Below are 20,867 nucleotides of genomic sequence, written 5' to 3'. Positions count from 1 at the left end.
TAATCCTCCCTTTACCACCAATTATCTATTATTTGATACTTGGTACAAACTATATCAGAAATTAAAGTAGTATCGTGTAAAAAGGTGTCACTCGTCCTTCGACATATTTCTAATTCTAATAAGATACGTTTCGATGGCTTTTTCTTCATCCCGTTCGAGTAAATATGTAAGAAGTGCCAGATAATCTTCTTTTTTCACATTACCCTGTACCATCTCTGATGTTCTAGCATAGCTGTTGACAATGCGCCAAATTCGTTCCATCAATCGATTGCGATTCAATATGGCAATTCTTAAGAAGAAATCATCATCATGAAACTCATCCGTCTTGACCCAGACCATTAATCGTTTGATATCCTCAGCTGTAGCGAAAAAGGCGACAATCCGTAAACAGTCAATTTCAATCAGCCTTTTCGTCTCAGCCAAATCTTCTTGTACTTTTTTATCTTGCAAAAAAAAGGTTCCCAGAAGCTCGACTAGCTTATGCTCCTGGAAATCCCTGATAAACGTTCCTTCACCACGCCTTGTTTCTATTAATCCTAATAGCTCTAAGGCACGCAATGCTTCCCGTACAGAGGAACGACCAACATTAAAACGATCCGATAACTCCCGTTCTGATGGGATTTTATCTCCCGGCAGGAGGCTTTCCGCTTCAATCATGCTACGTAGGCTCTCAACGACATCGAGATAAATTTTGGATGAAGAAGTCCGACCTGCCAAATTAATTATTCCTCACTTTTTCCAATGATCGCTAATTTCCTTGTTTTTTCTTTAATTGCCTCGGGATCCATATTAATTCTAGCCACTCCCGTTTCCATCGCTGCCTTGGCAACAGCAGCCGCAACGGCAGGCGCTACCCTCTCATCAAAAGGAGCAGGGATAACGTAGTCTTCGTTCAACTCATGTTCCTCAATTAAACCGGCAATGGCCTCTACAGCAGCAACCTTCATTTTTTCATTGATATGAGTCGCACGTACATCCAATGCCCCACGGAAAATTCCCGGGAATGCAAGGACATTATTGACCTGATTCGGGAAATCCGAACGGCCCGTTCCAACAACCTTGGCACCCGCTGCTTTCGCATCCTCCGGCATGATTTCCGGATTTGGATTAGCCATCGCGAAAATGATCGCATCCTTATTCATTAAAGAAACCATTTCTTTGGTTAACGCACCTGCGGCAGAAACGCCTACAAATACATCAGCGTCTTGAATGACCGCTTCCAAAGGTCCTGAAATCTTATTGCGATTGGTCACTTTCGCCACTTGTTCTTTTATATCATTCATGCCTGACGAACGGCCCTCATAAATGGCACCCTTCGTGTCACACATAATAATGTCACGAACTCCGTAGCTATAAAGCAATTTAATGATAGCAATACCCGCAGCCCCGGCCCCATTCGCTACCACTTTAATTTCTGAGATTGATTTATTCACAAGTCGTAAGGCATTTACAAGACCTGCAACGGTTACAATGGCCGTACCGTGCTGATCATCATGAAAAACAGGGATATTCATTTCTTTCTTAAGTCGTTCTTCAATTTCAAAACAATTTGGTGCGGCAATGTCCTCTAAGTTAACTCCTCCGAATGTCGGTTCGAGTAATTTAACTGTCTCTACAATTTTATCCACATCCGTCGTTTTTAAACAGATTGGAAAAGAGTCCACTCCAGCGAAACTTTTAAATAAAACGGCTTTTCCTTCCATAACCGGCAAAGCAGCTTCAGGGCCGATGTTTCCAAGTCCCAACACAGCCGTTCCATCAGAAATAACAGCAACAGTGTTCCCTTTCATTGTATAATCATAAACGGTTTCTGGCTTATCGTATATTTCTTTACATGGTTCTGCGACACCAGGAGAATAAGCAAGACTTAAATCTTCTGCATTCCTAACCGGTACTTTTGAAACTGTTTCTAATTTCCCTTGATTCATGCGATGCATATGTAAAGCTTCTTCTCTTAATGACATATTTTCACTCCTAAAACATATTGGGTAACCCATATCTTATATGCTGAAATCTAGTGGTCAGACCACAGCGGCCTGTTTTCAATATAACATAACTGCTTAAGTTGTAAAACAGTTATTCTCGCTTATAAACCACATTACCTTTTCCGACTAAACCAAATAATGCCTGCATCAGACTATCTGTAGGATTGACCCAATCCCAATAAGATAGCTGTACATAGCGGTTTTCCCGCTCGTAAAAAAGCATGACCTTTGTTTCGCCGCTATGCTGCATTAAAATTTTTTTTATTTTTTGCAGTGTATCCTTCGTTTGCTTGCCAGCCTCAATTTTCAGGAAAACCGTTCCGTTTTGTTCCTCTTTCATCCTTTTCACTTTTTCAAGCGGATATACGTTCCTGATCAGGAGCTGGGTTTTTCCATCCCGTTCTTCCAATGTCCCCTGCAGCATAACGAGTTGTCCATGATTCAAGTCGGCAGAGTGGTTTTTATATACATTGGGAAAAACGACCGCCTCAATGTCCCCCTCTTCATCACTGACGCTCAAAAAGGCCATAACATCGCCCTTTTTTGTCCTTATGGTTTTAACCGACGTAATATATGCGCCAAGTAAGACTTTTGATTCCTTTTTATTGGTAGCCTCGTCTATGGTCAAACAGCCGAAGTACTGAAATAGTTCCCTGTAGCTGGTCACGGGATGATTCGATAGATAAAGCCCCAATGCACTTTTCTCCAATGAGAGTTTGTGCTCGATAGGAATGGGCTCGACCCGGTTGTATTTCGGTTTGAGTGAAAACCCGCCATCCGAAAACATATCGAATAGATCATCATCTGGATTTACCAATTCCGTATGGCTGATCGCTATGTCCAAACTCGCCAATAATGTTGCCCGGTCTTCACCGAATTCATCAAAAGCACCTGAATGCACAAGCGCCTCCAACACTTTTCGATTTACGATTTTCCCCGAAACGCGCAAACAGAAATCGAATAAATCAGCGAACGTCTTTTGTCGTCTTGCAGCAAAGATTTCTTTCAAAACCGTACCGCCTATTCCTTTTATGGCTCCAAGACTATAGCGGATCCCTTCCTTTTCCGGTAAAAACGGGTATCCGCTCCGGTTAATCGAAGGAGGCAGAACCGTCATCCCTTTCTTTTTTGCCTCACGGATATATTGGGCAATCTTTTCATCATTTCCCACTACCGATGTCATGAGTGCTGCCATGAAATATTCCGGATGGTGGGTTTTCAAGTACCCCAGCTGATAAGCAATGACACTATAAGCAACCGCATGGCTACGGTTGAATCCGTAATTAGCGAAGCGGACGATCAAGGAATAAATCTCATCTGCCGTTTTTTCGGAATATCCTTGTTTCAAAGAGCCGCTCACAAAATGCTGCCGCTCCTGATCCAACACATCCTTTTTCTTCTTCGAAACGGCACGACGGAGCAGGTCAGCTTCCCCAAGTGAAAATCCGGCGAGGCGAGAGGCAATTTGCATGATCTGTTCTTGATAAACAATGACTCCGTATGTAGGCTCAAGGATATCCTTCAAATCCTGGTGCAGGTACTCAATGGGAGCAAGTCCATGTTTTCGCTCGATGAACAGCGGTATGTTCTCCATGGGACCTGGACGATAGAGGGCATTGACCGCGACAATATCCTCGAATCGGTTCGGTTTCAGCTTGATCAAAACCTTTCGGATGCCATCCGATTCAAATTGAAACACTCCAGTTGTTTCACCTCTCCCTAAAAGGGCTAACGTCTCGGGGTCATCCATCGGGATATGCGACAGGTCCAGTTTTTTCCCCGTTCCCTTGTGGATGTTCTTTAAAATATTTTCGATGAGCGTTAAATTGCGAAGCCCAAGAAAATCCATTTTAAGAAGTCCCAGTTCTTCAAGAAGGTCCATTGGATATTGAGTAAGATGGATGCCGTCATGCCCTCCCTGAATCGGGATATGCTCGGTCAGTGCCTTGTCGCTGATGACGACGCCTGCAGCATGTGTCGAAGCATGGCGAGGCAGCCCTTCAAGCAATAACGCCGTTTGAAAAAGTTTTTGATTCATCTCACTCTCATTAACGAATTCCCTCAGCCTTTTCGATTCCTTGAAAGCTTCAGGAAGCGTGATGCCCAGACGGCCTGGAATCATTTTCGATACCGCTTCCTGTTCCTTTGAATTCAAGCCGAAAACACGTCCTGTGTCCCTTAAAGCAGCCTTGGCAGCTAATGTTCCGAATGTAATGATTTGTGCTACATGAAGTTCCCCATATTTCTTCGCGACATAGGCAATCACTTCTTCACGGCGGTTATCCGGAAAATCAATATCGATATCCGGCATCGAGACACGTTCAGGATTCAGGAAACGCTCGAACAGCAAGGAATGCTCGATTGGATCGACATCCGTTATCGACAGCACATAAGCAACCATCGATCCGGCGGCCGATCCCCTTCCAGGACCAGTCAGGATTTGGTGATCCTTAGCGAATTTCATGAAATCCCAAACGATTAAAAAGTAATCACTGAAATTCATCTTGGTAATTATATCCAATTCATACCGAAGGCGCTCTTCATATTGAATGGATGGCTCAGGAAATCTTTTCCGCAGCCCTTGGAAACAGACAACTTCGAGCATCTCCTCGGCTGTGACTCCATCTTCAGTGGGGTACTTAGGCAGCAGTGAACGATGAAACGGAATTTCAAGATTGCATTGCGCGGCAATATGTAGTGAATTTTCGAGTGCATCCGGCCTGTCATGGAATAGTTCTGCCATCTGAGCCCTGCTTTTCAAATAAAATTGATTGGATTCAAGAACCGTATGCGTCTCATCCGACAGCTTGTCACCATTTCCAATTGCCAGAAGGACTTCCTGAGCGAGTGCATCGCTTTCGTTCAAAAAATAAACCGGATTGGTCGCAACGATCTTTATCCCTAATTCTCTCGCCAACTGACTTAAGGCTTCGATACCTTTCTCTTCGTCCGCAATCGAAAGTCTCTGTATGGATACAAAAAAGTTATCATGACCAAAAATTTGCAGAAATCGACCTGCAGCCTGTTTGGCTCCTTCAGTATTTTCTTCTCTTAATAGCGTTTCTATGTGCCCCTCTGCACCCGGTGTTATTGCTATCAAGCCCCCGGAGTAGGCTTTAAGCCAGTTCATTGGAATGCCTGACGGGGATTTCGTTTTTATGGCACTGCTTATTTTAAGCAGGTTTTGATAGCCTTGCAGATTTTTTGCCAATAAAAGAAGGCCATGTGCCGATTCCTGTTCATCGAGGACATCTGCAAGAAGGCCGACAATCGGCTTTATTCCCTGTTTCTTACATTCTTTATAAAAATAGACCGAACCGTACATAACATTTCGATCGGTTAAGGCAAGACTTGTACAGCCATCCGCTTTCGCTTTGGCCACAAGATCAGTGATCTTCACCGTACTTGTCAGCAGGCTGTATCCGCTCTGAATATGGAGATGAGTATACACGTTTTTTCTCCCACCTTTGTAAGGCATGTTTCTTTTCATTATAGTGTTTATTTCAAAAAAAGAAAATATGTTCTCATTACCAATCCAATTTATCACCCTGATTTTCGCCGACTATCATAATACCTCTGCACTTCCCATATAAATAGAATAGAAGAATATCAAGCAAAAAAGGATGATGATATATGAATGAAGCCTTTTTTCCGGCCTTTATCAACAGCTTTTTCATATCGCTTGGCGTATTGCTTGGAGGCTCGTTAATCGGGGGCCTCGCCGCTTTTTTTACTGGACAAGCTCCGATGACGACTGTGTTCCGGCTATCGGACAGCCTGCGTATATGGGCGATTGTCGCTGCCATCGGGGGTACTTTTGATATGGTCTATAATTTCGAACGCGGCATTTTCCACGGAGAAACGAAGGATATAGTCAAGCAGATCCTATTGATTCTATCTGCACTTGGGGGAGCACAGACAGGAGCACTGATCATCAACTGGTTCACTCAGGAGCATATATCATCATGAGGATTCCTCCCTATCACCGGGCACCCACCTGGCAGCGTTTTTTTGCCGGGGCCGCACTTGGCGGATTGATCAGCTGGGTGATTTTCTTTTATATGTATGGGGTCCAGCAAGAAACACAGATACGGATCATTCATGACCAAAGAGAAGAAGTCAAGGATTTGAACGAAAAAATCGGGATCTGGGAGCAGGATTATAAAAAATTGAATCAGCAAAACGAAGAGATCTTAACGATTCAAGAGGTCGAAGTGACGATTACGAATGGAAAAGCATATAGTCTCGATCAGCTGAGTGTCGCGGAGGCGGAGGATGTGATAGAGGACGACCTTTCCTCCCTTCTCGCCAAAGATGTCGTCAGTGTATATAATGGAAAGATGCTCTTGAAAAAATCAATCGAAAATAAAATCGTGACCATCAATAAAAAGCGTTATGACCTTGAAGTCGTGGAAATCATGTTTTATACGAAAATGAACATTGAAATCAAAGTAAAGAGGAGCTCTTGATAAAACCGCTTTCCGACAAAGTCCTTATTATATCCGCAAAGCTAAAAGACCAAATCACTTTGATTTGGTCTTCATGTCATTTCAATCCAAAAATCGTTTTCTAATTCGCTTTATTCAACTCTTCCAAATCGGCAAGGATATTATCCACTTCATCCCAAGAATGGATCGAAGCCCCTGCTGCAAACGGATGGCCTCCGCCGTTATATTTACGGGCAATCGTATTGATGATTGGACCTTTGGAACGGAAACGGACTCGGATTTCTTTATCCTCTTCAATGAAAAAGACCCATGTCTTAACATTTTTAATCGAACCTAGCGAGGAAACGAGCTGAGACGCCTCCGATGCCGAAGCATGGAATGTTTCAAGTATATCCTTTGTGATGATCATTTTCCCCGTGCCATATGGAAGGATCTCAAAATGCTGCAGAACATAGCCATTCAACCTGACAATGCTTTCATTGACATCATACATCTCCTGATATAATTGCGGACGGGAGAACGAATAGTGAATCAATTCACTGGCATAGGCAAATGTCTTTTCAGTCGTGCTTTGGAATAGGAAACGCCCTGTATCGCCAACGATGCCTGCATATAGAAGGCGTGCCGCTTCATCACTCATCTTCAAGCCTTTTTCTTTACCGAATTGGTAGAATTCATAAATCATTTCACTTGCAGAACTTGCTGAAGTATCGACCCAGCGCATATCCCCATATGGATCTTCATTAGGATGATGGTCAATCTTAATCAGTTTATCCCCCGTCATATACCTTGAATCACAAATCCGGTCGGTATTGGCGGTATCACAAACGATGACCAAAGCACCTTGATATGTTTCATCAGAAATCACATCGAGCCTTCTTAAATAATTCAGTGACGGTTCTTCTTTCCCAACCGTATAAATCCGCTTTTCAGGGAAAGATGCCTTCAGGATTTCCGCCAATCCCCCCTGTGAACCATAAGCATCCGGATCTGGACGGACATGGCGATGGAGAATGATAGTATCATAACGCTTTATATCTGCTAAAATTTCAGCCTTCATATTGATCTCCCCTCAAACTATGTATTATCGAACCTAATAAAGATTTTATATATTTCATTTAATCAAAAAATTGGGGAAATAGGAAGTGTCATCTTGGTTTACTGTGGCATTCTCTTTCATTTCCCGCTACAATAAAAAGGTACATATGTTAAATTGGGGGAATTTTAAACGATGCCTATTCTTGTAACCTTGATCGTTCTTTCACTAGGGGTCTATTTGTTTTATAAGATCAAATCGGTCCGAACCAAAATGCCGATGGAAAAAAAGTGGATTTCAGGGAAGTCTTCCATTGCCCTTGGTGCGTTTGTCGCACTATTCGGAATCAATCAGCTTTTTCTATTCCACTCAACCACCACTTATATCATTTCTGCCGTTTTCATTTCCGTTGGCCTATTCAGCGTTTGGGGAGGCTATAAAATGTATAGATTTTACCTGCCGCATGCAATTGAAGAAGCCGTAAATCAAAAAGGATAATCGAATATCGATTATCCTTTTTGATTTATTTATCATGATCGATCAAGCAATTGGCAGGTTAACATCGCCTTACCGACAAGTTTGCCTTGGTTAAACACCTCGACATCCACTTTTCCGAATTTACGTCCTACATCAAGGACACGCGGATGGATTTCAAGCGTGCTGTCGATCTGAACTGGCTTGATGAAATAAATCGTCATATTTTCCACGACCAAGTCACCGCGCTTATAGCTTCGAAGTGCCCGGTTTGCTGAATCCGTAACCAATGTCGTGAACACACCGCTTGAAATGGTCCCAAGATAATTGGTCATCTGCGGAGTGACGCCATAGTTATACACTTCCTCACCCTTGCCGCGATTCGAAGTCATCACAAGCTGACTTGTGATCGTATCGTCGATCGTTTCGCCGACCTGTGGCTGCCTTTGACTCATTTGCAGTGCCTTCAGTACATCCTGCCTGCTCACGATTCCCTTCAGGATATGACTGTCATTCACGACCGGGATTAACTCAATGCCTTCCCAAACCATCATATGTGCAGAAGATGCTACACTCATTTTATCGCCTACGGTCATCGGGTTTTTCGTCATCACCTTATCAATGAGCGTCAACTCTTCCTGACCCATGATATCTTTTGATGTGACCATTCCTTGAACCTTCATATTGTAATCGACAACAGGGAAACGGCTATGCCCTGATTCCTGATTCAGTTCATGCCAAGTCTGAACCCGGTCACCAACCGTTAAAAAGGTCGTTTCCTGTACGGGCGTCAAAATATCCTCCACCAGCAATATTTCCTTTTTGATCAATTGGTCATAGATTGCCCGATTGATCATCGTTGCAACGGTAAAGGTATCGTAACTTGTAGAAATGACTGGCATCTCCAATTCATCGGCCAACCTTTTAACGGGCTCTTCCGTATCGAATCCCCCGGTGATCAGCACCGCTGCACCCGCATTTAACGCGTGCTCATGGGCCTGGGTACGGTTCCCGACGATCAGCAGATTTCCTGCACCTGTATATCTCATCATGGCATCCAGCTTCATCGCCCCGATGACGAATTTATTTAATGTCTTATGAAGTCCCGTTTTTCCACCCAGAACTTGTCCGTCCACAATATTAACTACCTCGGCAAAAGTGAGCTTTTCAATATTCTCTTTTTTCTTTTTCTCGATACGGATCGTGCCTACCCGCTCAATCGAGCTCACGTAGCCCTGGTTCTCCGCCTCTTTAATTGCCCGATATGCCGTACCTTCACTAACATTTAATGCTTTCGCAATTTGACGGACGGAAATCTTTTCACCAACAGGGAGCCCATCGATATGTTTTAATATTTGTTCATGCTTTGTAGCCAAGCGCTTCACCCTTTTCACGGTATTCCTATTCTCCATTATAAGGTCAAAGAGCCTAGTTTATCAAACAACTACTAGTATTGGCGCAACCTTTTGTATTCCAGCTGGCGTTTTACCTTTTGTTTTTTAGGAGAATATAGTATTCCCGTCAAGTTCCCCGCTACCGCCAACAAGGCAAACAACAACCAGGTTCCGGCAAACAGGCTCTCCAAACCGCCACTTTCCAGCGACAAGCGCGGCACGGCATAATACAGCATCACACCGCATAAAAGCAAACATAGTAATAACCTCTGTTTCATCCAATCCCCCCTTTTTACCATCTATTCATTTTATGCCTGCGAAAGGAAAAAAGACTTGGCTGAATGAACGAGATTTACTTTACGACACCTCTATAAAAATCCAGATTCGTAAAAGGCAATGCTACAAGGATTTCCTTTCATTTCAATCCTCCATCCGCTCCCGCTACTTCCCGAACGACCCAAACAAAAACGGGAGGCCATGTGGCTCCCGCTCCTTTTATAATTCAATTTCATCCCCGGCTTCCATGATCAGTCCATTCCCCTCTTCAAGCAGGTCAATGAATTTGTTAGGATCCTGTTTGATGACAGGGAAAGTATTGTAATGAATCGGCACGACCTGTTTGGCTTGAAGGAATTTCGCTGCAAGTGCGGCATCTTCCGGCCCCATGGTGTAATTGTCGCCGATTGGCAAAAATGCCAAGTCAATCGGATGTCGCTCACCGATCAGTTTCATATCGGAAAATACCGCCGTATCCCCTGCATGATAGATCGTTTTCCCTTCTATCATAAGTAATACGCCAGCAGGCATTCCTAAATAAATGATTTGCCCATCTCCGTTATTGAATCCCGTTCCATGGAAAGCAGGCGTCAGTTTCACTTTTCCAAATTCGAATTCGAAAGCTCCGCCGATGCTCATGCCGTGAGTCCTAACCCCTTGAGCACCAAGATAGTCGGCAATTTCTGCAATGCCAATGACAAGTGCGTCATGCCTTTTGGCCAATTCGACCGTGTCACCAACGTGGTCATTATGACCATGTGTCAAGATGATCACATCCGGTTTCACATCTTCTACCTTCAAATCGGTCAATTCATTTCCATTGATGAACGGATCGAATAAAATCGTTTGACCATTCGTTTCGACTTTTACAACTGCATGTCCATGAAAAGATACTTTCATTTCTGATGCTCCCTTCCCATACCACTAATTTTTAAATAGCCTTATTAGGCCTTACCCATTTACTATACTTTTAAATATTGCTAAGGTAATTATATCTTATAGTTGGAGGTATCGTCATGAATGAACGTTTGACAGAACTACAAAATTGGCTTCAGGCCAATGAGGTTGAAGCCGCATTACTTACATCCACAGAAAGCATCTTCTATTTAAGCGGGTTCTTTAGTGATCCTCATGAAAGACTGCTTGCACTTGCCATTTTTGCAAATGCCGACCCATTCCTTGTCTGCCCGCAGATGGAAGTTCCGGATGCTAAACACGCTGGATGGAATGGGGATATCATTGGTTATACCGACATTGAAAATCCATGGGAAAAAGTTAAGCAAGCAGTGGTGAATCGCGGGTTAACCATAAAGAAAATGGCCATTGAAAAAGAGCATATGAATGTAGAGCGCTATGAAAAGGTCCAACATCACTTCGGAGCACCAAAGCTCGTTTCAGCAGAAGAAAAACTCCAAAGGATGCGAATGATCAAGTCGGAAGATGAAATGGTCAAAATCCGTGAAGCATGCCGCCTTGCCGACTTTGCGATCGAAGTGGGTGTCAGCGAAATTCATGAAGGTAAAACGGAAATGGAAATCCTTGCAGCGATAGAATTCGAACTGAAAAAGGCCGGAGTAAGCCAAATGTCATTCTCCACAATGGTCCTGACTGGTAAAAATGGCGCTTCCCCACATGGCACACCCGGGAATACGAAGGTTCAGCGTGGCGATCTTGTCCTCTTTGACCTGGGGGTCGTTCATGAAGGGTACTGCTCTGACATCACTAGAACGGTTGCTTACGGAGATATCAATGATAAACAGGCAGAGATATATGAAACGGTACTTAAAGCACAAGAAGCTGCCGTTACAGCCAGTAAACCAGGTGTATCCTGTTCCGAGATTGACCTGATTGCAAGAAACATCATCAGGAATAAAGGATACGGTGAATTCTTCCCGCACAGGCTCGGCCACGGACTTGGGATCAGCGTCCATGAATACCCATCCTTGACCGAAACGAATACCCTTGAACTTCAATCCGGAATGGTTTATACCATCGAACCGGGTATATATGTTCCAAATGTTGCAGGCGTCAGGATTGAAGATGATCTATTAATCACCGATACCGGCTGTGAGGTTTTGACCAAATATCCGAAGAGCCTGCAAATCATAAAATGATCATGCATTGATCGTTTAATGTAACGAAACCCGGATACCCCCGCCCTCATTAAGGCGGGGGTAACTATTAATCTAATTTCATTTCAACTAATCGGTCCGCAGTTCAAATTTAACAGCTTGTTCATTGCCGTCAAACCAAATGACAAGCCATTCACTATCTATACTTATTATTCCCCTCTCGGCACCAAGGTAATAAACAACATCTTCCTCTTTGAAATATTCCGTTTCTGTTGGAGAACCTAAAAGCGTAATCACTTCTCCTTTTGTCTTTCCTATCAATTCATGATCATTCAGTAAGTCATCAACCAGATATACTCTTCCTTCATCATTATTTAACCATCTTTCGGTGGTGAACCTTGATTCATATTCATTTACCCCTAAAATGACCACACAATAAAGCAGCAGAAGAAAGCCAAGGCTTGAAATGGCAATACACTAATTTTAATTTTCCTTTTATTTTGTGAATCGGTATATTTCCATGAAATCCATTGAAAAAATAGCAAAAGAACAAATGGAAGCAGCAGTGCTGATATACTCGTTATACTGATAGAAGCATGTACAACATTAATGAATAAAATAAAAAGGCTGTTTTCACATACTATGTGCTATTTACCAGGTAGTGAGTTGTGGTTGATTTCCCCTCCAGATGCTCGCTTTCCTTGGTGCGGGCGGTGAGCCTCCTCGGCGTAAACGCCTGTGGGGTCTCACCTGTCCCGCTGCTCCCGCAGGAGTCTCGCACTTTTGCTCCAATCAACCTTAAAAGTTTCGTTTTAAAAACAACAATCTTTACGAAAAGAGCCAATAAAAAAGGAATAGATCAACGTATACAAAAGTACGTATAAATATAATGCATAGTTTAATATTCTTGAAACACTCAAAGAAAAAACTCCCCTCTCACGCCCAGCCTTACCATAAATAAACAAATCAAGTGAATAAAAGACATAAGCGGTTTGGTTAAAGTAAAGCTTCTTATTCGGAATAACAAGTTCAACTTTTCTAGAACCCATATTGTTTCATGTTGCGATTTCTTGGGCACTGGCTAAAACATTCGCTAATTTGTTACAATTGAAATAAGACAATCAGGTAAATAATAGTATAATAGGGATGAAATAGAAGGAGGAGATTCACTTGAATAGTATAGATTATAAGAATATTCTAGTAGCAGTGGACGGTTCGGAAGAAGCAGAGTGGGCTTTAAAAAAGGCTATCTATTTAGCAAAACTCAGTGATGCGACCCTATGTCTTGCACATATTGTTGACACAAGGAATTTCCCTACTATCGAAGCATATGATATGACTATCCGTGAACACTCTGAAACCTTTGCCAATGAGCTATTGGAAAAGTATAAAATGGAAGCCATTGCATCCGGGGTTGCAAAAGTCCAAACAGAAGTGGCATATGGTTCTCCTAAAGTTCAAATTCCAAGGGATATTGCCAAAAAACATTCAATCGATTTAATTGTGTGCGGTGCAACTGGCCTTAATGCCGTCGAACGTTTCCTGATCGGCAGCGTGTCGGAAGGTATCGTTCGCCATTCAAACTGTGATGTAATTGTCGTCCGTACGAATAGTGATAAAAGATGATCATAAAAAAGCTCGTTCGCCAAATTGGTGAACGAGCTTTTTCACTGTTATTCACTTACCAGTTTTTCGGCTTTTTCAATCGCCAGCAACACTTGGGCAAAACCTGTACCGCCCGCACTGTTACGGCGTTTAACGGCTTCGTAAGGATTTAATGCATCGTAAATATCATGTCCAAACAAATCGGAGGCTTCCTGGAATTGTTCAATGCTTAGGTCTACTAAATAGCAGCCATTCTGGACACAGAACAATACAAGTTTCCCGACCACCTCGTGTGCCTTACGGAAAGGCATTCCCTTTGAAGCTAGGTAATCAGCTAATTCCGTCGCATTCGAGAAGTCATTTCTTGTTGCTTTTTCCATGACGTCCGTTTTCACTTTCATTGTTGAAATCATGCCAGCAAATATTTTAAGTGAACCAACAATGGTCTTGACCGTATCGAAAACGCCTTCTTTATCTTCTTGCATATCTTTATTATAAGCAAGCGGCAATCCTTTCAATACAGTCAATAACCCCGTTAAATTCCCATAAACCCTTCCTGTTTTACCACGAATCAATTCTGCCATATCAGGGTTTTTCTTTTGCGGCATAATGCTGCTTCCCGTTGAAAACGCATCATCCAATTCAACGAATTGGAACTCCTGGCTTGACCATAGAATGATTTCTTCGCTGAAACGGGATAAATGCATCATCATCGTCGCACTGTTGCTCATGAATTCAATAGCAAAGTCACGATCACTTACCGCATCAAGGCTGTTTTCATAAATCCCCTCAAACCCCAATAGTTCGGCACTGAGGGCACGGTCAATCGGGAAAGTCGTCCCAGCTAGCGCCCCAGCACCCAATGGAGAAACATTAATTCTTTTGAAGCTCTCGGTGAAACGCTGCTTATCACGCTCAAGCATCCAAAAATAAGCCATTAAATGGTGGGCAAATGAAATGGGCTGTGCCCGCTGTAAATGTGTATAACCTGGAATTAGTGTTTCCACATTTTTTTTGGCCTGTCCCAAAATCGCTTTTTGCAGATCATTGATGAGTTCCAGGATCACTTTTGTTTGGTTCCGCATATACAGATGAAGATCTGTTGCAACTTGGTCATTACGGCTTCTGCCTGTATGAAGCTTTCCGCCCACTGGACCAATTTCGCTTATTAGCATACTTTCCAGGTTAAGATGGATATCCTCCATCTCAACCTTAAAAGTCAATTCACCCTTTTCAGCTTTTTCCTGTAAACTTTTCAGTCCTGCAATGATCTGGTCCGCATCTTCTTCAGGTAAAATGCTACATTGCTTTAACATGGTTACATGGGCTAAGCTGCCTTGAATATCTTCAAGGACAAGTTCCTGGTCAAAGGAGATGGAAGCTCCAAACTCATCTACCCATTCTTCGGCAGACTTGGTGAATCTCCCTCCCCAAAGCTTGCTGCTCACACTGTCACCTTCTTGTTATTGACCATGCTGTTCACTTTCGTTGGAAGTCCCCATAACTTAATGAACCCAACTGCTGCATCATGATCGAATTCGTCCGCTTTTGTATAAGTAGCCAGTTTTTCGTCATATAGAGAGTACTCGGATTTTCTTCCTTCAACAATCGCATGTCCTTTGAAAAGCTTCACACGGACTGTACCCGTTACATTTACTTGTGTTTCTTTAAGGAAAGCGGCCAATGCTTTTTGAAGCGGAGAGAACCAAAGGCCTTCATAAATCAATTCAGTCATTTTCTTCTCGATTACTGGTTTGAAGTGAGCCAATTCTTTTACAAGCGTGATATCTTCAAGCTCTTTATGTGCAGCAATTAATGTCATAGCACCTGGAGCTTCATATACTTCACGGGATTTGATTCCTACTAATCTATTTTCTACGTGATCGATACGTCCAACCCCGTGTTTACCGGCAATCTGATTCAATTCAACAATCAAGTCAGCCAATTTATAGTTTTTGTCATTCAATGTAACCGGTACACCTTGTTCAAAACCAATTTCAATGATGTCAGCAGTATCTGGCGTATTTTCAAGGCTTGTTGTCAGATCATAAGCCTCTTCTGGTGGAGCTGCCCATGGGTCTTCCAGGATTCCGCATTCGTTACTTCTTCCCCAAAGGTTTTGGTCGATCGAGAATGGACTTGCCAAGCCGATTGGAACAGGAATGCCATTTTTAGCTGCATATTCAATCTCCTCTTCACGAGACCATTTCCAATCACGAACAGGTGCAAGAACTTCTAAATCAGGATTCAATGCCGAGATGGATACTTCGAAACGCACTTGGTCATTTCCTTTTCCCGTACAACCGTGCGCAACGGCTACCGCGTTTTCCGCTTCAGCCACTTCCACTAATTTCTTAGCGATCAGCGGGCGTGATAGAGCTGAAACCAATGGATATTTCCCTTCATATAAAGTATGTGCCTGAAGAGCCGTTAATGCGAATTCATCAGCGAATTCGTCTTTCGCATCAATCACATATGAACTGACCGCACCAACAGTGATTGCTTTTTCTTTAATGAAGTCCAAATCTTTCCCTTCACCGACATCCAAGCAGCATGCTACAACTTCGTATCCTTGATCTTGTAACCATTTAATTGCAACGGAAGTATCCAAACCTCCGGAATATGCTAAAACAACTTTTTGATTTTTTCCCATTTTAATCGTCCCTTTCGTGTGAATAAAAATTCACTCAGTGTTATTTTTATTCAATCTATGATTAGTACTTTATCATCTTTATAAACGGAATACAAGGGGTATTTTAAAGATTTAGCTAAATAATCCGTTAATAATTTCAGGGAATTCATACATTGGATGCTTTCGCAAGAATATAGTAAACTAAGAGTATGAAAAATCGAAAAGTGGTGGGAATATGAGAGAACTATTTACCTATGATGAACGGCTTGGCATCCCCATTCCTGATTTGAATCTGGAGTGGGATGAATATACAAAAGGGGAGCAACAGCAAATACTCGTACAATGGGAGAATATCCGCGGGAGCATACCGGACCGCATCAAGGAACTGGAATCCACCATTAACCGTAAGCAGTTTCAGCTCTCCGATGAAAGTAATTTCACCAAATCATGCCAGCTCAATTCCGAAATTGCGGAACTTGCTTCCATCATCAATGATTTATGGCTTTGGTATCGCACCAATCAAGGCGTGAGTGAAAAGATGCATAATTAAGGCCTATTCCATGCAAAAAAGCCACAGTTTAAAACTGTGGCTTTTTTTGCATCCCTCTTATAAATCCTTCCGAAGCTCACCAACGACATGTCCCAATTCCGGGAGAATCAATTTATTCATCGCAAGCCGAACTGCCCCCGTTGAACCCGGGGTGGAAAAAACCGCTTTGTTGTTCACGACCCCAGCAATCGCCCTCGATAGAATGGCTGCAGAACCGATATCCTCTTGAAAGCTGAGCATTCGGAAAATCTCGCCAAAACCCGGAATTTCCTTTGTCATCAATTCTTGAACCGCCTCGATCGTTACATCCCTATTGGCGATGCCAGTGCCACCGTTTGTTAATATGACATCCACCTTGCTGCTTTGGCTGCCAACTGTGACCACAGCTTGAATCGCTTCCCTTTCATCCTTTACAATTTCATATTCCGTCACTTCATGCCCATTCGATTTCAATAATTCCACCATCAGTGCCCCGCTTTTATCCGTTTCTTCATTACGCGTATCACTAACGGTTATCACCATGCAGCGAATTGCCTCCGTGAAGCCTTCTTTATGATCCCTGACACTCATTCTTCTTCAGCCTTCTTCTTCTGTAAATACCGATATTGATAGAACTTCTGCGCAAATTCACTGACATTCCGGGTCATTTGATAATTGGCCCCAGCCCCGATGGCCATGCTGATGAATGGAATGCCCCGAACCAATTTTTTTCGAAAGACAGTTATGGATACGGCTTTCAACAGCTGCTTCAATGGCTGTTCCATCCAGGTCGGATTTGTAAGTTCTTCGATTCCTAAATAAAAATAGTCATCTTCCGCGTTCTGGACTTCCCGGATCAATTCTTCCCAGGCCATCCCTTGAAGTCTCTTTGGCATCGCTCCTGCATTGAATACCTTAAGGGCCATCATCATTTCAAAAGGCGTATTCACCTCAACACCATAAGACATCGCAATCAGCTGTACGATCCTGACATTGATGACCGTCATGGCCGGAATATCACTCCCTAACAGGAGCAGGCTACCAGATCCGCTTACACCGCCTTGTGCAAATGAATACAACCGATGCTTTGCGATATGCTGGTTGGCTATGTAATTCAACTGATCGATCGATAAGTGATTCAAGTCATCCAGCGTTTCGATATCTTCCTTAAACAAGCGCGCAGATGCTAAAATCCGCTCTCTTGCATCTATTTGGATTTGTGAGCTCTGAACCATGGCATGCAAATGAAAAAGCCAAGTATCAAGCTTTTCAAAAAACTGTTGTTGGACGTTATCTGGAAGCAGGTCAAAACCCTGCTCTAACCATTTATCATACAATGCTGACAAATCTTTTCGCTCATATTGATAAAGATTTTCCTGCCATTCACTAATTTCATTCCAAATTTTAATTTCCCGATTCGTGAATTCCATGCATCAAGCCTCCTATGTACAGAATTGGTGGATTCTCCCTTAAGTATACCATAGAGGATGGCTTTTCAAGAAAGATGAAGAGGGGCAAGAAGGTGCGGTTGAGGGTGAAACCATTTGAATCAATGCTTTCATGGAAAAGATCCCTTACCAATAGATAAGGGATCTTTATAAAAAATCATGAAGTCATGTTTTCGCTAAAAGCCAATCTCATGGTATCCCTGACAATCATGATTTCTTCATTAGTGGGAATGACCATCACTTTAACGGGGGAATAAGGTGTATTGATGAAGGCTTCCTTACCCGAGGTACGGTTGAGGTCCTTATCCCAATATACCCCCATGAATTCAAGTCCCTCCAAGATTCGACCCCTAATGGCTTGACTGTTTTCACCGATGCCCGCTGTAAAAATGATGCCGTCCACACCTCCCATTTTAGCCGAATAGGAACCTATGTACTTGTGAATCCGATCTGCAAAAACTTCAAGTGCGAGTACAGCCCGATCATTGCCTTTATCCGCTTCCACTTGTATATCGCGCAGGTCGCTGGAAAACCCGGAAAGGGCTAGAATGCCGCTTTTCTTATTCAGGACATCCAGCACTTCATCAGCCGTTTTTCCCGTCTTCTCCATGATATATGGAATCAGCGCAGGGTCGATGTTGCCTGAACGCGTCCCCATTGTAACACCGGCCAATGGTGTAAATCCCATTGATGTATCAATCGATTTACCGCCCTTTATGGCCGTAATGCTTGCACCATTCCCTAAATGGCAGGATAACAAGCGAAGCTGTTCGATTGGGCGGCCAATCATTGCTGCAGCCCGCTTCGACACATATTTATGTGAAGTACCATGAAACCCATATTTCCTTATTCCATAGTTTTCATAATATTCAAAGGGTAAGCTGTACAAATATGAATCTGCAGCCATCGTTTGATGAAAGGCAGTATCGAATACGGCAACAGCAGGAACATCAAGTATTTGCCTGAAGGCTTTGATTCCCGTGATATTGGCGGGATTATGAAGGGGTGCCAACTCGGAAAGCTTTTCGATTTCCTCTATTACTTCCACCGTAATCAAGACGGAGTCACTGAACACCTCACCACCATGCACAACCCGATGCCCTACGCCATCTATCTCTTCAAAGGATTCAATGATGCGATGGTAAATCAGCTTTTTCAATAAAAGCCCTACTGCCACTTCATAGTTGGGTATATGCACCGTTTCAGATACCTTTTTGCCTTCGACGCTCAAAGTGAATGTGGAATTTTTCAAGCCAATCCTTTCTACAAGACCCTTTGTAATTACGTTTTCACTTGGCATCTCAAAAAGTTGAAACTTCAATGAAGAGCTGCCAGCATTAATAGCCATGATTTTTGACATCCATCCTGCTCCTTTACTCTAAGCTAGTTCTTCCAATGATCATCTCAACGAAACATGCAGTGTATTGTACAATTTTATCATGGCGAGCGGATACAACCAAATAAAAACCAAAAATTAGGAATAAAAAAAATGAAAGCCAATGCCTGTGGCATCAGCTTTCATTGACTACTTTTCCTCTTTAAACCAATCATCCATCTGCTGCATGACAGAGCTTGTCGCTTCGAAATCCGATAACTTCGGAAGTTGTACGAGCAGTGCCTTCTTCGGAGCTTCGATACCCTCTTTTTTCTTTTGAAGGATCAGGATGCTTTTCGCAGCCGCTTCACTCTTAAACATGGAAAGCGGCAGTTGCACCATCCCTTGGATATGTGTATGCTTCTTCAGGAAATCATTGAGTTTCGGCGCTTCCTCCGAGACGAACAGGTTATTAGGGACAATGAAGAAAAGGTGTCCGCCATCCTTTACATGTTTAACACTTTGCTCAATAAACAAATGGTGTGCATATGAATGTCCATTATCTGCCTTCAATTCATATTCGGCTGCACGCACATCATTCGGATAATAACCAATCGGCAAATCACTGACCACAACATCGGAAGGATCGATGAAAAGCGGCTCCAAGCTGTCCTGGTTGAAAAATTGCAGCGGATGTTCTTGCAGGTTGGCACCTGCATAAGCAAGCCTGATCAAGGTTTCATCAATCTCGACACCATATGATGCGATACTTTTATCAGTAAGTTGATTCAAGATCGCAAATAGTAAATTCCCCGTTCCGACAGCTGGATCTAGCATGACCAATTCTTTTTGATCCTTGGTGAATTTACCGACTAAATAGCTGACGAACATGCCGACTGCATCCGGGGTCATATGATGATTCGGTTGGATGCTCTCCTGCATGCCTTTTAAAATAGCAAGCTGGTACGCTTTACGAATTGCTTCCTTCTCATATTTCTCTGGTGAAAAATCTCCATAATGCTTAACTAACCTTTTCTTCGATACTTCACTGATTTCCTCCTGCAGGACTTTCCCCTGGAAGAAGTTCTCACCCGTTTCACCTAGGGCATCCAGATACGTACATGATAATTCACTTTGCAATATTTGGGCTGTTTCATCAAATTCATAAAATAATTGTTCAACTGGGGTAGACTTCACTTATTAATTCCTCCTGTTTGCTTCTGTCCTTATTTTATAGGTAAGAAGAAAGAGATACAAGTCGTACGTCCTGCTTAACATTCTTCGTTTGTTTAACGTACTGTTTTCCTATTTGAAAGTCCGTATATTTAGAATCGAGCCACTCTTTTTTAAAAGTTTTTAAAAATTGGTAAATAAATGGTAAACATGTTCATTTCGAGTGTGGATGACTAGGGGGAAGTGTTATTTGGATGATACTAAAAAAGATTCTAAAGTGGGGATTTTTTGTTTTTATTTTGTACGGGATATTAATTGTTCTTTGGATTATCTTTGTGATTTCACTTGGTTGGTTAGAATTTAATAACCAATGAACTATATTCTCCTTTTAAACATTAGGCTGTTTACCAGGTAGTGAGTTGTGGTTGATTTCCCCTCCAGATGCTCGCTTTCCTTGGTGCGGGCGGTGAGCCTCCTCGG

The 20,867-nt window shown here is 42.7% G+C and carries 20 protein-coding genes; 6 read left to right on the top strand and 14 right to left on the bottom strand.

The window, feature by feature from the left end; genetic code table 11:
- Positions 1-87: 87 nt before the first annotated feature.
- The 3 genes from SB775_RS07810 to dnaE form a co-directional block, all read right to left on the bottom strand.
- Positions 88-717, bottom strand: a complete 630-nt coding sequence (locus tag SB775_RS07810) for a FadR/GntR family transcriptional regulator (RefSeq protein WP_089361739.1) — start codon at positions 715-717, stop codon at positions 88-90.
- Between the two features lie 5 nt (positions 718-722).
- Positions 723-1,964 carry an NADP-dependent malic enzyme gene (gene ystJ / locus SB775_RS07805; protein WP_410861158.1) on the bottom strand — a complete coding sequence of 414 codons (1,242 nt, stop codon included), beginning with the start codon at positions 1,962-1,964 and terminating at the stop codon, positions 723-725.
- 112 nt (positions 1,965-2,076) lie between these two features.
- Positions 2,077-5,436 (bottom strand): DNA polymerase III subunit alpha, encoded by a 3,360-nt coding sequence (dnaE, locus tag SB775_RS07800; RefSeq protein WP_410861156.1) that lies wholly within the window; start codon positions 5,434-5,436, stop codon positions 2,077-2,079.
- A 182-nt stretch (positions 5,437-5,618) separates the two neighbouring features.
- On the opposite strand from dnaE, the gene ytrH reads away from it, so the two are divergent.
- Both ytrH and ytrI read left to right on the top strand, forming a co-directional pair.
- On the top strand, positions 5,619-5,954 hold the full coding sequence (ytrH, locus tag SB775_RS07795; RefSeq protein WP_061464368.1) for a sporulation membrane protein YtrH: 336 nt from the start codon (positions 5,619-5,621) through the stop codon (positions 5,952-5,954).
- The gene (gene ytrI / locus SB775_RS07790) at positions 5,951-6,454 is read left to right on the top strand and encodes a sporulation membrane protein YtrI (RefSeq protein ID WP_410861155.1); all 504 of its coding nucleotides are present in this window, start codon (positions 5,951-5,953) and stop codon (positions 6,452-6,454) included. The genes ytrH and ytrI overlap by 4 nt, the downstream gene beginning before the upstream one ends.
- 100 nt (positions 6,455-6,554) lie before the next feature.
- Here ytrI and SB775_RS07785 read toward each other — a convergent pair whose 3' ends face one another.
- Positions 6,555-7,493, bottom strand: coding sequence for a DHH family phosphoesterase (locus tag SB775_RS07785; RefSeq protein ID WP_061464370.1), 939 nt, complete (start codon positions 7,491-7,493; stop codon positions 6,555-6,557).
- A 171-nt stretch (positions 7,494-7,664) separates the two neighbouring features.
- Here SB775_RS07785 and SB775_RS07780 point away from each other — a divergent pair, with 171 nt between their 5' ends.
- Positions 7,665-7,967: a YtpI family protein gene (locus tag SB775_RS07780; protein WP_061464371.1), complete on the top strand. Its 303-nt coding sequence runs from the start codon at positions 7,665-7,667 to the stop codon at positions 7,965-7,967.
- 32 nt (positions 7,968-7,999) lie between these two features.
- Here the strand turns inward: SB775_RS07780 and SB775_RS07775 are convergent, their stop codons facing one another.
- The 3 genes from SB775_RS07775 to SB775_RS07765 all read right to left on the bottom strand — a co-directional run bounded on the left by SB775_RS07775 (position 8,000) and on the right by SB775_RS07765 (position 10,513).
- Positions 8,000-9,319 carry a DRTGG domain-containing protein gene (locus tag SB775_RS07775; RefSeq protein ID WP_061466161.1) on the bottom strand — a complete coding sequence of 440 codons (1,320 nt, stop codon included), beginning with the start codon at positions 9,317-9,319 and terminating at the stop codon, positions 8,000-8,002.
- Positions 9,320-9,390: 71 nt separating this feature from the next.
- Positions 9,391-9,615, bottom strand: coding sequence for a hypothetical protein (locus SB775_RS07770; protein ID WP_317776915.1), 225 nt, complete (start codon positions 9,613-9,615; stop codon positions 9,391-9,393).
- Between the two features lie 217 nt (positions 9,616-9,832).
- The gene (locus tag SB775_RS07765) at positions 9,833-10,513 is read right to left on the bottom strand and encodes a metal-dependent hydrolase (RefSeq protein WP_410861153.1); all 681 of its coding nucleotides are present in this window, start codon (positions 10,511-10,513) and stop codon (positions 9,833-9,835) included.
- A 116-nt stretch (positions 10,514-10,629) separates the two neighbouring features.
- Here SB775_RS07765 and SB775_RS07760 point away from each other — a divergent pair, with 116 nt between their 5' ends.
- Positions 10,630-11,727: a M24 family metallopeptidase gene (locus SB775_RS07760; RefSeq protein WP_410861152.1), complete on the top strand. Its 1,098-nt coding sequence runs from the start codon at positions 10,630-10,632 to the stop codon at positions 11,725-11,727.
- 87 nt (positions 11,728-11,814) lie between these two features.
- Here the strand turns inward: SB775_RS07760 and bamE are convergent, their stop codons facing one another.
- Positions 11,815-12,117, bottom strand: a complete 303-nt coding sequence (gene bamE, locus SB775_RS07755; protein WP_410861150.1) for an outer membrane protein assembly factor BamE domain-containing protein — start codon at positions 12,115-12,117, stop codon at positions 11,815-11,817.
- A 747-nt stretch (positions 12,118-12,864) separates the two neighbouring features.
- Here bamE and SB775_RS07750 point away from each other — a divergent pair.
- Positions 12,865-13,311: a universal stress protein gene (locus tag SB775_RS07750; protein ID WP_410861247.1), complete on the top strand. Its 447-nt coding sequence runs from the start codon at positions 12,865-12,867 to the stop codon at positions 13,309-13,311.
- A gap of 47 nt (positions 13,312-13,358) precedes the next feature.
- Here the strand turns inward: SB775_RS07750 and argH are convergent, their stop codons facing one another.
- Entirely contained in the window at positions 13,359-14,738 is a 1,380-nt protein-coding gene (argH, locus tag SB775_RS07745) for an argininosuccinate lyase (RefSeq protein WP_089361747.1), read from the bottom strand.
- Positions 14,735-15,943, bottom strand: a complete 1,209-nt coding sequence (locus SB775_RS07740) for an argininosuccinate synthase (RefSeq protein WP_061464377.1) — start codon at positions 15,941-15,943, stop codon at positions 14,735-14,737. Before SB775_RS07740 ends, argH begins: the two co-directional genes overlap by 4 nt.
- Positions 15,944-16,157: 214 nt before the next feature.
- Here SB775_RS07740 and SB775_RS07735 point away from each other — a divergent pair, with 214 nt between their 5' ends.
- Positions 16,158-16,472: a hypothetical protein gene (locus tag SB775_RS07735; RefSeq protein WP_061464378.1), complete on the top strand. Its 315-nt coding sequence runs from the start codon at positions 16,158-16,160 to the stop codon at positions 16,470-16,472.
- Between the two features lie 57 nt (positions 16,473-16,529).
- Here SB775_RS07735 and SB775_RS07730 read toward each other — a convergent pair whose 3' ends face one another.
- From SB775_RS07730 to SB775_RS07715, 4 genes are all read right to left on the bottom strand, one after another.
- Positions 16,530-17,042, bottom strand: coding sequence for a MogA/MoaB family molybdenum cofactor biosynthesis protein (locus SB775_RS07730; protein WP_410861149.1), 513 nt, complete (start codon positions 17,040-17,042; stop codon positions 16,530-16,532).
- The gene (locus tag SB775_RS07725; protein ID WP_318682386.1) at positions 17,039-17,881 is read right to left on the bottom strand and encodes an EcsC family protein; all 843 of its coding nucleotides are present in this window, start codon (positions 17,879-17,881) and stop codon (positions 17,039-17,041) included. Before SB775_RS07725 ends, SB775_RS07730 begins: the two co-directional genes overlap by 4 nt.
- A 175-nt stretch (positions 17,882-18,056) precedes the next feature.
- The gene (locus SB775_RS07720; RefSeq protein WP_410861147.1) at positions 18,057-19,259 is read right to left on the bottom strand and encodes an acetate kinase; all 1,203 of its coding nucleotides are present in this window, start codon (positions 19,257-19,259) and stop codon (positions 18,057-18,059) included.
- Positions 19,260-19,424: 165 nt separating this feature from the next.
- Positions 19,425-20,411 carry a class I SAM-dependent methyltransferase gene (locus tag SB775_RS07715; RefSeq protein WP_089361751.1) on the bottom strand — a complete coding sequence of 329 codons (987 nt, stop codon included), beginning with the start codon at positions 20,409-20,411 and terminating at the stop codon, positions 19,425-19,427.
- Positions 20,412-20,867: the final 456 nt, after the last annotated feature.

The organism is Peribacillus sp. SIMBA_075 (genome assembly GCF_046534585.1).
The sequence above is the reverse complement of the archived record's forward strand: the minus strand, read 5'-3'. Positions and strand labels throughout refer to the sequence as shown.